General features: G+C 61.6%; 8 protein-coding genes. 5 read left to right on the forward strand and 3 right to left on the reverse strand.

Going from position 1 to position 15,537, the window contains the following annotated elements:
- The coding region (locus ACKVY0_RS06615) for a biotin carboxylase N-terminal domain-containing protein (protein WP_409214005.1) at nt 1-1,746 on the reverse strand (1,746 nt) is incomplete at its 3' end.
- A gap of 112 nt (nt 1,747-1,858) precedes the next feature.
- Here ACKVY0_RS06615 and ACKVY0_RS06620 point away from each other — a divergent pair.
- The 3 genes from ACKVY0_RS06620 to ACKVY0_RS06630 all read left to right on the forward strand — a co-directional run bounded on the left by ACKVY0_RS06620 (nt 1,859) and on the right by ACKVY0_RS06630 (nt 5,715).
- The gene (locus ACKVY0_RS06620; RefSeq protein ID WP_409214006.1) at nt 1,859-2,077 is read left to right on the forward strand and encodes a type II toxin-antitoxin system HicB family antitoxin; all 219 of its coding nucleotides are present in this window, start codon (nt 1,859-1,861) and stop codon (nt 2,075-2,077) included.
- Complete coding sequence (locus ACKVY0_RS06625; protein WP_409214007.1) at nt 2,074-2,268, forward strand: type II toxin-antitoxin system HicA family toxin; 195 nt, start codon at nt 2,074-2,076, stop codon at nt 2,266-2,268. The genes ACKVY0_RS06620 and ACKVY0_RS06625 overlap by 4 nt, the downstream gene beginning before the upstream one ends.
- Nucleotides 2,269-2,340: 72 nt before the next feature.
- Nucleotides 2,341-5,715, forward strand: coding sequence for a DUF2126 domain-containing protein (locus ACKVY0_RS06630; RefSeq protein WP_409214008.1), 3,375 nt, complete (start codon nt 2,341-2,343; stop codon nt 5,713-5,715).
- 23 nt (nt 5,716-5,738) lie between these two features.
- Here ACKVY0_RS06630 and ACKVY0_RS06635 read toward each other — a convergent pair whose 3' ends face one another.
- On the reverse strand, nt 5,739-6,974 hold the full coding sequence (locus tag ACKVY0_RS06635) for an FHA domain-containing protein (protein ID WP_409214009.1): 1,236 nt from the start codon (nt 6,972-6,974) through the stop codon (nt 5,739-5,741).
- 32 nt (nt 6,975-7,006) lie between these two features.
- Nucleotides 7,007-7,753: an RNA polymerase sigma factor gene (locus ACKVY0_RS06640; RefSeq protein ID WP_409214010.1), complete on the reverse strand. Its 747-nt coding sequence runs from the start codon at nt 7,751-7,753 to the stop codon at nt 7,007-7,009.
- A gap of 171 nt (nt 7,754-7,924) precedes the next feature.
- On the opposite strand from ACKVY0_RS06640, the gene ACKVY0_RS06645 reads away from it, so the two are divergent.
- Together ACKVY0_RS06645 and ACKVY0_RS06650 are read left to right on the forward strand one after the other, a co-directional pair.
- Entirely contained in the window at nt 7,925-11,089 is a 3,165-nt protein-coding gene (locus tag ACKVY0_RS06645; RefSeq protein ID WP_409214011.1) for a protein kinase domain-containing protein, read from the forward strand.
- Between the two features lie 88 nt (nt 11,090-11,177).
- Nucleotides 11,178-15,461, forward strand: a complete 4,284-nt coding sequence (locus ACKVY0_RS06650) for a family 16 glycoside hydrolase (protein ID WP_409214012.1) — start codon at nt 11,178-11,180, stop codon at nt 15,459-15,461.
- Nucleotides 15,462-15,537: the final 76 nt, after the last annotated feature.

The following is a 15,537-nucleotide window of genomic DNA, read 5'->3' on the forward strand; positions in this document are numbered from 1 at the left end:
CGGCGTGCGACGCGCCACGGCATCCGCCACGGCGAGCATGTCAAAGGTGCGCATCCGTGTGGCGAGCAGCGACTGATGCGCATCACGCATGGTGGTGTCGGTGATGAGCAGCTTCTTTTGTTTGGCGACCCAGCCTTTGCAGAACTGCTCGGGGCCCATCTCGGTGAGGAGCTGCTTTGTGCCTTTGGCAGGCGCGATTCGGTGATCCCATTTCGGGATGGCGGGCACGATGAAGGCCTTGTCCTGCTTGTGGCCTTTGGCGAAGGGATTGCCGTTGACGATGGTGTCGGCGAGGTAGTTCAGCAGCTTCGAGGCGCGGTCCTTGCGGGCGACGAACTTGAGCAGATCAGGGTTGTTATCGATGAAGCGCGTGGTGGCCTGACCGGTCTTGAATTCTTCATGATGCACCACGTTCATGAGGAACGGGATGTTCGTCTTCACGCCACGGATGCGGAATTCGCGCAGGCCGCGATCCATGCGATCAAGCGCCTGCTGGTAGGTGCGGGCGAAGACGGTCATCTTCACGAGCATGGAGTCGTAATACGGCGTGATGACCGCATTGGTGGCCCCGAGAGCGCCATCAAGGCGGATGCCGAATCCACCTGCGCTGCGGTAGGTCAAAATTTTGCCAAAGTCCGGCGTGAAGCCGTTTTCCGGATCTTCCGTGGTGATGCGGCACTGGATGGCGAAACCACTCTTCTCGATCTTGTCCTGCGCCGGCAGCGCCAGCGGCTCCGCGTGCATCGCGTGGCCCTGAGCGATCAAAATCTGGCTGCGCACGATATCGATGCCGGTGATCTCCTCCATCACGGTGTGCTCCACCTGGATGCGTGGATTCATCTCAATGAAATACCACTCGCCCGATTCGTGATCGACGAGGAACTCGACCGTGCCTGCATGCGTGTAGTTCACCTCACGGGCCAGTTTGACCGCCGCATCGCAAAGACCGTCGATGATCTCCTGCTTCACGCCATAGCTCGGCGCTTGCTCGATGACCTTTTGATGACGGCGCTGCACGGAGCAGTCACGCTCATGCAAATGGAGCACGGTGCCGTGTTTATCGGCCAAAATCTGCACTTCGATGTGCTTCGCCTTGCCGACGAATTTTTCGAGGAAGACCGCGCCATTGCCGAAAGCGCGTTCCGCCTCGGTCTGCGCCTCATCGAGCAGCTTTTCGAGATCCTTGGCCTCGCGCACGATGCGCATGCCGCGGCCACCGCCACCGAACGCCGCTTTGATGATGAGCGGGAAGCCGATCTTCTTCGCTGCTGCGATCGCTTCCTTGCGATCACTCACCGGTTCGTCCGTGCCTTCGAGAATCGGCACGTTGATTCGACGTGCGACTTCGCGTGCAGCGGTCTTGTCGCCCATCATGTCGAGAATCTTCGCTTCAGGGCCGATGAAGATGATGCCCGCGTCTGCGCAGGCTTGTGCGAACTTCGGATTCTCACTGAGGAAGCCGTAACCAGGATGGATGGCGTCCACGCCTTTCTCTTTGGCCAGAGTGACGATGCCCTCGATGTCGAGGTAGGCACCGAGCGGCCCCTTGTCCTTGTTCAACTCATATGCTTCGTCCGCTTTGAAGCGATGCGGACAGAAGCGGTCCTCCTGCGCATAAATGCCGACGGTTTTCAAACCCAGCTCAGTCGCGGCACGCATGACGCGGATGGCGATTTCGGAGCGGTTCGCGACCATCAGTTTTTTGATGGGGCGGATCGTGGATGGAGCAGAGGATTTCTTGGACATGGAGGGGGTGGGAAAAGGCGCGGCATAGTCTCGCGATTTCGTGTGGTGGCAAGGAACACATGAATTGCTTTGCCAGCTTGAAGCCCCGACCGCTTTGGCTAAACTCCCGACCATGAACAACTACACCGCCATTCTCCACCGCGGCGAACCTGATGAAGGCGGCTTCTGGGCCACCTGCCTAGAGGTTCCGGGAGCCAACGGCCAGGGGGAAACACGCCAGGAATGCCTGGACGACCTTGCGGCCGCTGTGAAGCTCATGCTGCAGGTCAATCGTGAGGATGCTTTTCGTGACGACCCGCACGCCATCGAGACCGAACTCGCTCTCGCATGAAGCGGCGTGATCTCCTGCGGCACCTGGAGGAGCACGGCTGCGTGCTGCATCGCGAAGGCGCAAGCCACACGATCTACTCGCGCCCTGACTCAGGTCACAAGGAGGCGGTCCCAAGGCACGCTGAAATCAAAAAGCATCTCGCTCGCAGCATTTGCCGGAATCTTGGCGTGCCTGCCCCTAAAGGAGCGTGAAGCTTGTTCTGCTGCCAAGATTGGCCGCGAACCTGCTTAGAAACAGGCTAACGACTGTCCCCAGCCTCACGCATGTCCATCCACGTCGCCCTTCATCACCGCACCAGCTACCGCTACGAACGCCCCATCGCCCTCGGGCCGCAGGTGGTGCGGCTGCGGCCGGCGCCGTATTCGCGCACGCGCATCCTCAGCTACTCGCTGAAGGTCACGCCGGAGCAGCATTTCCTGAACTGGCAGCAGGACCCGCAGTCGAACTACCTCGCCCGGCTCGTGTTTGAGCAGAAAACGACGGAGTTCACGGTCGAGGTCGATCTGGTGGCCGAGATGGCGGTGTTCAACCCCTTCGACTACTTCCTCGAACCCGGCGCGGAGCATTTCCCGTTCGATTACGACGCGGCGCTGGATCAGGAGCTGGCACCGTTTCTCCGCTGCCTCGACCTCACCCCCAAGTTCACGGAATACTACACCGCGATCGAAAAAGAGCTGCTCGCCATGAAGCCCTGGCCGCCGCGCACCAACGACGTGCTGGTGGCCATCAACCAGCGGCTGTGGCAGGACATCAAGTACAGCATCCGCATGGAGCCGGGCGTGCAGACGCCGGAGGAGACGCTCACGTTGGGAACCGGCTCGTGCCGTGACTCCGCATGGCTGATGGTGCAGCTCATGCGCCGCCTTGGCATCGCGTCACGTTTCGTCAGCGGTTACCTGATCCAGCTCAAGGCGGACGTGAAATCTCTCGATGGCCCCAGCGGTTCCGAGGTCGATTTCACCGATCTGCATGCCTGGTGCGAGGTGTATCTGCCCGGCGCAGGCTGGATCGGCCTTGATCCGACTTCCGGCCTGTTTGCCGGTGAAGGCCACATCCCTCTTGCTGCAACGCCTGATCCGCAGAGCGCGGCACCGATCAGCGGCCTCGTTGAGCCGTGTGAAACGAAGTTCGAGTTCGACATGAAGATCGAGCGCATCTTCGAGACGCCACGCGTCACGAAGCCCTACACCGAGGAGCAGTGGGCGGAGATCGCCGCGCTTGGGCATGCGCTGGACCAGGAACTCGAAGCCGGTGATGTGCGCCTGACGATGGGCGGTGAGCCGACCTTTGTGTCCATCGACGACATGGACGGCGCGGAGTGGAACACGACCGCCGTGGGGCCGATGAAGGCCCGTTTGTCCGATGAACTGATCAAGCGGCTCAAGAACCGCTTCGCCCCCGGCGCGTTCCTGCATTACGGCCAGGGCAAATGGTATCCCGGCGAGTCGCTGCCGCGCTGGTCCTACGGCTGCTACTGGCGCAAGGACGGCCAGCCGGTGTGGACGCATCCGCATTTGTTTGCCGACATGCAGACCGACTATGGCGCGAATGAAAACAGCTCCGCACGCTTCATTCACGCATTGGCCGAGCGCCTCGGCTGCGGCGGCAAGTGGGTCATGCCGACCTATGAAGATGTATATTACTATCTGTGGCGTGAGCGGCGGCTGCCAGTGAACGTTGATCCGCTCAAATCCAACCTCAAAGACAAGGAGGAGCGCCAGCGTCTGGCCCAGGTGTTCGAGCAGGGGCTCGACAAGATCGTCGGGCATGTGCTGCCGCTGAAAAGCGACTTTGACGATGGCGGCACCTCCTGGAGCACCGGACCGTGGTTCCTGCGTGGCGAGCGCTGCTTCCTCGTGCCGGGCGATTCGCCCATCGGGCTGCGTCTGCCGCTCGATTCACAGCCGTGGGTGAAGGAAAGCAGCTATCCCTATCTGCACGAGCAAGACCCGATGGAAGACCGCGCTCCACTGCCATCACGGCAGCATTTTGTGCGTGGCATTGCTGGCGTGCCGCCCTCGTTCTGGCAACGACTCGCGCAACAACGTGGTCAGTTCAGTTTGGAAGAGGAACAACCGCAAGGCATCAATCCCGCCGCACAACCGCCTGCGTTTGGTCAGTCTGCTGACAAGGTCATCCGCACTGCGCTCTGCGTGCAGCCGCGTGATGGCAAGCTCTTCGTCTTCATGCCGCCGACGAAGACGCTGGAAGAGTACTTGAGCTGTCTGGGGGCGGTCGAAGATGTCGCGCTGGCACTGGATCAGCCGATTGTCATCGAAGGCTATGCGCCGCCGTTTGATCCGCGCATGCACGTGCTCAAAGTCACACCTGACCCCGGTGTGATCGAGGTCAATGTGCAGCCGTCGAAAAGTTGGGATGAAATGGTGAACATCACCGAGACACTCTACGACGAAGCGCGGCTCGCACGCCTCGGCACGGAGAAATTCATGGTCGATGGCCGCCACACCGGCACCGGCGGCGGCAATCACATCGTCATGGGCGCGGAAGCACCGAAGGACAGCCCGTTCCTGCGGCGGCCCGATCTGCTGCGCAGTCTCGTGAGCTACTGGCAGAATCATCCGTCGCTCTCATTCATGTTCAGCGGCCTGTTTGTCGGCCCCACGAGCCAAAGCCCGCGTATCGACGAAGCGCGCAACGATTCCCTCTACGAACTCGAAGTCGCCTTCAAAGCCGCACGCGATGCTGGGAATAACATCACGCCCTGGCTGGTGGATCGCTTGTACCGCAACCTGCTCATCGACTCGACCGGCAGCACGCATCGCGCTGAGTTCTGCATCGACAAACTCTTCTCGCCTGACAGCGCCACCGGCCGCCTCGGCCTGCTGGAAATGCGCGCCTTTGAAATGCCGCCGCATGCACGCATGAGTCTGGCTCAAGCGCTGATGCTGCGCACACTCATCGCCCGTTTTTGGAAGGAGCCGTATGAAAAGCCGCTCATCCGCTGGGGCACCGACATTCACGACCGCTGGATGCTGCCGCACTTCACCTGGAGCGACTTCGAGGACGTGTGCGAAGACACACGCCGCGCCGGTTACGAACTCAAACCCGAGTGGTTCGCGCCGCATCACGAATTCCGTTTCCCGCTCAGTGGCGACTTCTCCTCGCGCAATGTGAACGTCGAGGTCCGTCAAGCCTTGGAGCCGTGGCATGTGCTCGGTGAAGAAGGCAGCGCCGGCGGTGCCGTGCGCTTCGTCGATTCCTCGCTCGAACGTATTCAAATCAAAACCATGGGCCTCACCGAAGGCCGCTACGCCATCACTTGCAATGGCCGCACCGTGCCGCTGCATCCCACCGGCACGAACGGCGAATTCATCGCCGGTGTACGCTATCGTGCGTGGCAGCCCGGAAGCTGTTTGCAGCCCACCATCGGTGTGCATGCGCCGCTCACGCTCGATCTCGTCGATCTCTGGAATGAGCGCTCCCTCGGCGGCTGCACTTATCATGTCGTCCATCCCGGCGGCCGCAGCTACGACACCTTCCCCGTGAACGGCTACGAGGCCGAAAGCCGCCGCCTCTCCCGCTTCTTCCGCCACGGTCACACGCCGGGGAAGATGAAGGTCGCACCGGCGGTGCCGAATCCCGAATTCCCGTTCACGCTGGATTTACGGCACAGTTGATCGCCGGGAAACAGCGTCATGGCTCATACGCCCGATCGTTTGACCAAGGGGAGGTGCTGATCCGCTCGACCGGCAGGCCGCGGCTCAGGCAGCGGAGCGATCCCAGAATCCTCCACCTTGGGCAACGCTGCCACGCCGCGCAGGGGCGGCGGTTTGCGGGCAGGATCCGCAGTCCCGAGCGGGTCGATCACCATGAACACACAGTCCACGACGCCGAAGCGAATGCGGTCACCGTTGACGAGCTGCATGTGCTGCACCTGGACGCCGTTGACAAAGGTGCCGCAGCTCGAGCCGAGATCAAACAGCTCAAACGTGCCGCTGCCGGTGCCGGCCAGACGTGCATGGCGGCTGGAAACGTGCTCCTCGGCGATGATGAAGTCATTGCCAGCCACCCGGCCGATGCTGATCTGGCCGCCGACGGGCACTACTTGGGTTTTCTCATCAGCCGTGAGCACCGTGAGCATGCCGTGACGTGGTGATTGGGCTGTGGCGGCCAGTTTGCGCGCCACCTCGGCCTTGGCTTGAACCAGCGTCCCCTCGATCTCGTCGTCGGGATCGAGAAGTTCGCCCGCCACGTAACGAAAGGTGGCCGCGACGGTGGCGAAGTCGATCTTGTCGCCGTTTTTGAGCGCGCACCGTTCGATGCGTGCGTCGTTGACGAAGGTGCCGCCGCTGGAATTGAGATCGACGACCTCAAACACGCCGTCTTTTCGCGCCACCAGCTTCGCGTGCTGGCTGGAGACATGCAGATCACGGATCACGAGGTCGTTGCTCTTGTTGCGGCCGATAGTGAAGGGATCACGCACCGTGACGACGGCCTGCTGGCCGCCCTCCACCTCCAGCGTGAGCGTGGCGAGGCTTTGCGGGTTGAAGACGACGGCGTTGGCCCCTGCGGCAGGTGGCGGCGGGTAAACGGCGGACGGGTCTTGCTGGAGCGGTGTCGTGCGCGGCAGTTCGACCACCTGCGCCTGCTGCGCGGCAAGCTGGCGCTGCTGCTCCAGCATTTCCGCCTTCATGCGTGCCATCTCCGCCTCCATCCTCACGCGGTCCAGTTCCAGGCGGCGGCGTTCCTGCTCGAGTGCGCTGTCTGCAACCGGCACAGGTGCTGCCACAACAGGTGCAGCATGCTGCGCAGGCGTGATCTCCACTGCCGCAGGCTTGGCCGCTTTCACCACAGCGCCGGATGACACAGGCGCGGACTCGGACTGGCCCCAGTCCATGTCATCCCAAGTGGCTGCGACGTTTTCTTTTTGCGACATCGGTTCTTGTTTAAGGCGTGGGCAGCGTCCGTTCAAGCGCCAGACTGCGATTGTGCGAGCGCCTGGCGCAGATGGCGCATCTCGGTCTTCAGATCATCCGCGCTGGCCACGGTTTCGAGAATCTGCGCCTCCAGCGCGGCGCGGAAGCGGTCACGCAGGCGGCTGAGGGCGGTTTTGAGAGCATTGACGTTCATGCCCAGCTTCTGCTCCCAGGCCCCGTAGAGCGCCGCGTCCGGTGAGCTGACCAGACCGCTTTGCAGGGCATCAAAGAGCGTCTGTTTGCCCTGCTCTTCATAATCCGCCGCCACTTCGGCCTTCGCATGCCGCACGATCTCCAGCGCCCACTGGCGGTCAAAGTACGCGTCCGCGTCCAAGTTCGCTGGATCGACCGGCTCATGTCGTGACTCCGCCCAAGCCACGTCCAGCGCGATGAAGGATGCCTGGCCGCCGCGTTTTCCCGCCCGTTCTTTCCCCTGATGATTCGAGAGGAAAAACTTGAAGTCGTGGATCAAAAACGCGCGGAACCGGCCCCGCTCCTGGTTCGCCCGCTGGATGTAATCACGCTCCAGCAGCTTGGCGAAGTAGGCTTGCGTCACATCCTCGGCATCATGCGGCGCGCAGCCGCGATGCCGGGCGAAGGCATAGATGGGCCGCCAGTACTTGCGGCACAGGTCGTTCAGGGCCGAGTGGGCCGCGCTATGATCCTCCCGCGCCACCATCACCTGGCTCCATCGCGTCGTCGGGAAGCTGTTGGCATGAAACGTGGAACGCTGGGACATCGGGCGGCATTGAACACGCAACTTGGAGCTTTGAACACCGAACTTTGAACTTCTGAGCAGCTCGTGCTCCGGCCCATTTCGTGTTTTCAGTGTTTTTCGCGGGCATCCCATCTATTTTTCACTTTCCCTGTAACCGCCCGTTCCGCTTTCATTAGTCCTTGGTAGAAACCCATGACCACCCCCTCCGACTCTCACGAAAACGACCCCAATCTCAGCGGCCTGGGCCGTGCCCTGCTCGACACCGGCGGCAGCAAGCCCTCCGGCCCTTGGGTGCCGCCCACGGCGGTGGAACTGCACGCCATCCTGCCGCAGTACGAGATCGTGAAAATGCTGGGCCGTGGCGGCATGGGGGCGGTTTACATGGGCCGTCAGACGGCTCTGGACCGCCCGGTGGCCATCAAAATTCTCTCCGCTACGCTCGAAGACAGCGACATGGGTTTTAAAGAGCGCTTCAAGAATGAGGCGCGGGCGATGGCGAAGCTCAACCACCCTGGGATCGTCAGCGTGTACGACTTTGGTGAAACGCCGGACGGCCTGCTCTTCATCGTCATGGAGTATGTCGATGGCACGGACGTGGCCCGCATGATGGCCAAGGATGGCCGCCTGCACACGGAGCATGCGATGGCGATCACCGCGCACGTCTGTGATGCGCTGGCCTACGCGCACGAGCGCGGCATCATCCATCGCGACATCAAACCGGCGAACATCATGGTCGGTTATGATGGAGAGGTCAAAGTGGCCGATTTCGGTCTCGCCAAGGTCAGCACCAGCGGGGGACAGACGCTAGGATTGACGCAGAGCGGCATGGCGATGGGTACACTGCACTTCATGGCGCCGGAGGCGCTGATGCTGGGCACGGCGGTGGATCACCGTGCGGACATCTATGCGGTGGGCGTGATGCTCTACCAGATGCTCACCGGCAAGCTGCCGCAGGGCATGTTCAAGATGCCTTCGCTGCAAATCGCCGGCCTTGATCCGCGGTATGACGGCGTCATTGCCAAAGCGATGATGGAAGATCGTGAGGCACGCTATCAAAGCGCACGGGAAATGCGGGCGGGGCTGGACGGCATCCTCACGCAACCCGTGATCCAGGTGGAGCCCGTCCCCTCCGCTGGTGCCGTCGCGCCTCCCGTCGCCGCGCTGCCCACCCAGGCGCGCCCGCAGCGTCCGGGTAGTCCGGTGCGCCAGCCTTACCGCCCGCCGCAGTCGCGTACGGTCATACAACCAGAGAAGCGTGGGTCGCTGATCTACTGGGTGGTCGTGCTGGTGCTTGGCGGTGCCGTTGCCTGGATGCTGCTGGATCGTGAAAAGCAGACTTCCCCTGCGGCTGCACCGCAAGAAACCGCGACCACGAACAGCGCTCCCACCAAAACAGCAGCTTCGGACACTCAAAGTGTGCCAGCCCCTGTGCCCCCTATCGCGAAGGCACCTGCCGCTCCGGCCAAGCCTGCCACAGCCCCCGCCACCAATGCGTACGCCTGGCTTATCGGCACCTGGACGCAGAGCCATGGCACGCCGCCAACCCCGGCCCTCAGCATGGAACTGCGGTCAGACTACACCGCTGAGATGACGGCAGGCGGCAAGGCCGTCCAGGGGCGCTGGAACCTCAGCGGCAAGAAACTCGGCATCAACTGGGACAACGGCCACCTGCATGAGATCGTCGTCAGCACTCCAGACGCGGTCACCGAGCTCACGGGCAAAGGCACGCCGCCCCAAGGTGGTAGTTTCCTCCTTATCTATCGGAAAGGAGTGCCTGCCACTGCCAAGGCCGCCGCAGTTGCCATGACCACCACGCCCCAATTGCCTGCCAGTGTGCCTGCGCCGGTAGTTCCTCCGGTTGCCTCCGCCGCAGGGTTAAGTGAGGGCTGGCAGTCTCTCTTCAACGGCAAAGATCTCAGTGGTTGGCAGCCGAGTCCCAAGGACATGCCAGTCAGCGTTGCAAACGGGCTGCTGCGTATCCGTGGTGTGGAGTCGAAGCCGAAAGGCGGTCTTCTCTACTACGTCGGCACCGGACAGATGCCGGACAAGCTGCCCGACATAAAAGACTGCGAAGTTGAAGTGACTCTCAAAACCCTGCGCCAGGGAAACAGCGGCCTGCGCTTTCATGTGAAAGCGGACAGCTCGTGGGCCACTGGAGCCGACACTCTGCTGACTCCGGGGGTAGAGGTGCAGCTTTGGAATGAGGGCGTGATGAGCAGCTATGAGAAATCGTTTCAAACAGGCAGCCTCTTTGGCATTGCCCAGGTGCCGCAAGCCCACTTTCGTGATGACGAATGGTTTGTGGTGCGCCTTAGACTGGAAGGCATGAATGTGCAGGTGTTCCTCCGCAAGGAGGAAGAGGCGACGTTCAAACAGGTGGTGAACTGGACTCAGCCCGCCGACTGGACGCCACCGCGTGGCCTGCCGAACGCGCGTCTGGACTCCGGCACGGTCGCTTTTTCGAACTGGGTGCCTGCCGAAGGCGAGACGTGGATCAAAGAGGTGAAAATGCGCCCGCTTGGTTCCGTTGCAGTTCCCAGCATGCCCGCTTTGCCTGTCGCTAATGCCACAAGTTGGGTGGATGCCAAAGGACGCAGCCTTCAGGCGAAGTTCCTCCGCATCGAAGGTGGTAACGTGATGCTGGAAATCGCGGGCAAAGTCCAACCGGTGGTGCTGAACACCCTCTCCGCCGCCAGCCGGCAGATCGCCCGTGATCTCCAGTCGGCGCTTCAGGCTGCTGAGTCAAAAAACACCGCCAACGCCCTCGAAAACTCGCTTTTTGGGCTTTGGTATCAGCGCAATGACGGCAATGACTTGCCCTTCCATCCATTGGCTTTTTTTGCCGACGGCAGTGCTGGGTTTGCGTGGCTCGGAAAAGGCATGGGTCTCGACGGTCGCTGGCAGATCGCGGGCGATGAGTTGCGCGTTTCTTGGCCGAGCGGCTGCATCTACTACATCGACCTCAAAAAAGGTTCCCCCACGCAGCGCTCAGGATATGCCCTCGGAGGAACCTCGGCCAGATTCACGCTGGAAATGACCCATACAGAAATTCGGCCTGCCAAAAGCCCGCCTGATGCGGATGAACTGGCTGATCTGAGCTTTGATTTCTCCTTCAAGGCCAACGGGCGCACCGGATCGAACGGTGTGCTGCGCCTACTCAAGGACGGCACCGTCGTTCAGCAGTCCCCCATGAACATCACGAGCTGGAAGATGGCCAATGGTTTCCTGATGCTGATGGACTCCCGGCACCGTTGCCTGACCTTGTTGAACCAGTTTGAGCGCAAAAACGGCCAATGGAGCATCATCGGCCAATATCTGCTAGATGCGGCGGTCGAGCACCGGCTGGAGCAGCAATGATGAGCGGCAGCACCCGCACCGACTCAAAAAAAACGCAGACGCTACTGTAACCCCGCCTCACAGACTCCTTATATCTGGTCAGCAACTCATGAACTCCGACGCTCCAGCATCAGAAAACGACCCCAACCTTAGCGGCCTGGGCCGCGCACTGCTTGCCACCAACGAAGGCAGCAAGCCCACCGGCCCTTGGGTGCCACCGACGGCGGAGGAACTGCATCAAATTCTGCCGCAGTATGAAATCGTGAAGATGCTCGGGCGTGGCGGTATGGGCGCGGTGTATATGGGCCGCCAGACCTCGTTGGAACGTCCGATCGCCATCAAGATTCTCTCCGCGCAGTTGGAGGAGAGTGACATGGGCTTCACTGAACGCTTCAAGAACGAGGCGAAGGCCATGGCGAAGCTCAACCATCCCGGCATCGTCTCCGTTTATGATTTCGGCACCACGCCCGCCGGTCTGCTGTACATCGTCATGGAGTATGTGGATGGTACGGACGTGGCCAGAATGATCGCTAAATCCGGCCGGCTGCACACCGAGCATGCGATGGCGATCACGGCGCACGTCTGCGATGCCCTGGCCTATGCGCACGAGCGCGGCATCATCCACCGCGACATCAAGCCAGCGAACATCATGGTCGGCTACGATGGCGAGGTGAAGGTGGCCGATTTTGGTCTCGCAAAGGTGAATACTGGCGGCTCCACACTGGGATTAACCATGAGCGGCATGGCGATGGGCACGCTGCACTACATGGCCCCCGAGTCGCTTATGCTGGGCACGGCGGTGGATCATCGTGCGGACATTTATGCGGTGGGCGTGATGCTCTACCAGATGCTCACCGGCAAGCTGCCGCAGGGCATGTTCAAGATGCCCTCGCTGCTCGTCGCCGGCCTCGACCCACGCTACGACGGCATCATCGCGAAGGGGATCATGGAGGACCGTGAGGCGCGGTATCAAAGTGCGCGCGAGATGCGGGCCGATCTCGACAGCATTCTGACTCAGCCGGTGATCAAGGTGGAGACGCCCGCACCATTGGCATCTACTCCAGCGGCGGTTCTGCCCACGCAGGCACGTCCGCAACGTCCCGGCGGCAGGGCACCTGCCCATGCCGCAGCGACCAGTGCGCAAACGCTGTCCCATGAGCGCCGGCGAGGCAGCCTCACATGGCTGTGGGTCACGATGCTGGTACTAGCGGTGCTTGGCGGCGTCGGCTGGTTCATGTTCGGCACACCGAAGCAAGAGGTGGTAGTCACGCCCCAGCCGCCCGCTTCCAGCACACCCTCAGCCACCGTCATCACTGAAAAAACTGCCGTGACAGCACCGCCGGCAGCCACCACACCCAATCCGCTGCCTCCCGGCTGGATTTCCTTGTTCAATGGCAAAGACCTCAGCGGCTGGGAGCTGCACCCCTCCAATTTCCCCGCCGACGTGCAGGACGGAGCTGTCCGCATCCGTGGCAGCAGCACGATTCCTCTTTCGGGGAATATGTATTACCGGGGCACTGACACCGCACTGCCACAGTGGACGGACTTTGAACTGATCTGCACCGTCAAAACCGAGAACAAGGGCAACTCCGGCATCTACCTTCACGCCACCCCTGGCACACCAGACAAGAACCGCGCCATGGGCGTCGAAGTTCAAATTCTGAATGATTCCGCTACGAGCAGCAAGGCACGCAACCCCGGCACCCAGTCAGGCGGATTGCAGAGGCTGGCGGATGCTCCGGTGACATTCCAGGATGGGGAATGGTTCCAAGTCAAAGTGCGGGTCGAGGGCAAGCGCGTCCAGACCTGGCTCAAAAGGCCGCATGACACCGACTGGCGCTGGCAGTCTGCGGCTGACTGGACCCAGCCTGCCGCATGGACACCCCCCCCCGACCGCCCCGGCCTCCAACTCGGCTCCGGCACCATCTCCCTGCAAAACAATCCGCCGATTGATGGCGTGGTGTGGTTCAAGGACATCCAGTTCCGAGTGCTGAATGCGCCACCGGCGCAAACCGCCGCCGTGACCTCTGCTGCGAGCACCCCGCCTGCCCCAGGGCCGGACGTGCTGGAGTTCACCGCCGCTGATCCGGTGTCAGGCTGGAGCTTCACCAGCACCCGTGGCGCACGCTGGCCGGAGGTGGATGCCGTCGGCCAAGGGCATGCCATTCTCGAAAGCACAGATGAAACCGTGCATCCCAACAACAACATGCTCGCCCCGCGTTTGCTGCGAGATGTCACTGGTGACTTCACCTTGGAGACCTGGCTCGATTTTTCCGGTGGCAGCCCAAACAAGTTTGCTGGTTCTGGCCTGCTGCTCTGGCAGGACGACATGAACTTCATCCGCCTGGAGCGCATCTACGCCGACTGGCAGAAAGTACGCCACGGCATCTCGCTCCAGGGCCGCGTCAATGGCGTGTACAAATACTGGGTGGACACCGACACCATCCCCACCCAGGCCACCCACGTTGAGCTGCGTTTAGAGAGAAAAGGTGGCCTGATCACCGCCTCCTGGCTCGATTCTGGCAAAAACTGGCTCCCCGTCGGGAGTGTGGATGTCTTCTGGCCTGCCAAAATCCAGGCCGGCATCGTCACCACTGCCCTGCGCGGCGGACCGGTGGTGAAGACACGGTTTGACCGCGTGTCTTTGACTGCCGCGCCAGTCACGCAACCCGTCATTGCGGTTTCTCCCGCCGCTCCAGCCATCACCACCCTCATCGAAACCTTCGGCGGCCATCGCTACCAGTTCGTGCCCGGTTCTTTCACCTGGCAGGAGGCGAAGACGAAAGCGGAAAGCATGGGCGGCCACCTTGCCACGGTCACCAGCAAGGAAGAGAATGATTGGCTGCTGCTCACATACAAAAACCTGCTTCCTGCGGTCAATCGCAACATCTGGCTCGGTGCCATCGAGTCCGCGTCGGGCGCCGGCTGGAAGTGGGTCACTGGCGAGCCGTTTGCCTTCACCGGCTGGGTCGAAAATGAACCCAACGGTGTCAAAGGCGGCGGCGGCCAGGTGGGGCATCCCTTCATGCTGAATCTGTACAGTTTCCGCGAGACAGTCGGCTGGAACGACAGCAGCACGCACTTTTCCCAATCACGCGACAACATCGGCTTCATCATCGAGTGGGAACCCGCAGCACCTGCGACCACCGCTCCATCACCCGTCGCCTCCCCTACCCTCTGGATCGACACCAAAGGCCGCACGCTTCAAGCGAAGTTCGTCCGCGTCGAAGGTGGCAACGTGGCACTCGACATCGCGGGCAAGACAACCCCCGTTCCGCTCGCCACGCTCTCCGCTGCCAGCCAGCAGATCGCGCAAACGTTGCAGGCATCCTTATCAGCACCGGCTTCCAAAATCCCATCGGATGCACTCGCTTTTGGCACCTCGCGCTACGCCTACTTCCCGGTGACGCTGACCTGGGCGGCGGCGAAGGCCATGGCCGAGGCCAAAGGCGGCCATCTGGCAACATTCACCAGCGCCACCGAGGAAGCCGCCGTCACAGCCCACCTCCAGTCCCGACTGACGGGCCAAGAGCTGCTGCACTTCTGGCTCGGCGGTTATCAAGCAAGCGCCACGGACTCCTGGGCCTGGCTCACCGGCGAGCCATTCACTCACACCCACTGGGCACCGTCCGAGCCAGACAACTCCGGCGGCGCTGGTGAGCGCGGTATCGCGCCCTTCGTGCTGGACTGCCTGATCGACAAGGCAGGCGCCCGCTGGCACGATTTTTCCTCCGCCCAAACCAATTGGCAGAAGATCAACACCGGCTACCTCGTGGAGTGGGATAACGTAGCATCTGCAAGCACTACGCCCACACCGCCCGCCGCCCAGACGGCAACCGCCGTCACCCCTGCCCCGGTCGAGGCAGGCTTCATCTCTCTGCTCGATGCCGATCAACCCGGTGACTGGGTGCAGGTGGGTCCAGGGAAGATGGACCTCCAGAATGGCCTCGCCACCACCAGTTCACCGATCAAATGGGGCGTGGCGATCTACTCCAAGCGCACGTTCGCCGACTTCGTTTTGAAGGCCGAGTTCAAGGGAGTGAACTCAGTGTTTAATTCAGGACTCTGGCTGCGCATCGCGGATCTGCGCAACGACATCGTCAAAGCCACCGACAGCCGCTACGAGGTGGGCATCGTTCATTCCGGCGGGGATCAGGGAAGGTTCACCGGCACCATCTGGGGTGTTCAGTCCGCCCGTTTGGACGCATTGAAAGCGAATGATTGGAATGAGCTGGAAATCACGGTCACAGGCCAGCGCTATGTGGTGAAGCTCAATGGGCAACTCGTGAATGACTTCACCGGAAACAAGGGAGTATCAGGCTACATCGGACTGGAAGAGAACTTTGCAGGACCGGTCCAGTTCCGCAACGTGCGTGTCAAACCGCTGCCATAACCGCCTTGGCATCACACACCGCGAAGCATCCACGCGAGTGGCTCCAAGGAAACGCTGATTTAACCACAGAGGCACA

The organism is Prosthecobacter sp., from assembly GCF_046154365.1.
Lineage (GTDB): Bacteria > Verrucomicrobiota > Verrucomicrobiia > Verrucomicrobiales > Verrucomicrobiaceae > Prosthecobacter.

What these genes read in the sequence shown, in the direction of transcription:
- ACKVY0_RS06620 (WP_409214006.1), top strand. Translation starts at nt 1,859, where the DNA reads ATGAACAACTACACCGCCATTCTCCACCGCGGCGAACCTGATGAAGGC.
- ACKVY0_RS06625 (WP_409214007.1), top strand. Translation starts at nt 2,074, where the DNA reads ATGAAGCGGCGTGATCTCCTGCGGCACCTGGAGGAGCACGGCTGCGTG.
- ACKVY0_RS06630 (WP_409214008.1), top strand. Translation starts at nt 2,341, where the DNA reads ATGTCCATCCACGTCGCCCTTCATCACCGCACCAGCTACCGCTACGAA.
- ACKVY0_RS06635 (WP_409214009.1), bottom strand. Translation starts at nt 6,974, where the DNA reads ATGTCGCAAAAAGAAAACGTCGCAGCCACTTGGGATGACATGGACTGG.
- ACKVY0_RS06640 (WP_409214010.1), bottom strand. Translation starts at nt 7,753, where the DNA reads ATGTCCCAGCGTTCCACGTTTCATGCCAACAGCTTCCCGACGACGCGA.
- ACKVY0_RS06645 (WP_409214011.1), top strand. Translation starts at nt 7,925, where the DNA reads ATGACCACCCCCTCCGACTCTCACGAAAACGACCCCAATCTCAGCGGC.
- ACKVY0_RS06650 (WP_409214012.1), top strand. Translation starts at nt 11,178, where the DNA reads ATGAACTCCGACGCTCCAGCATCAGAAAACGACCCCAACCTTAGCGGC.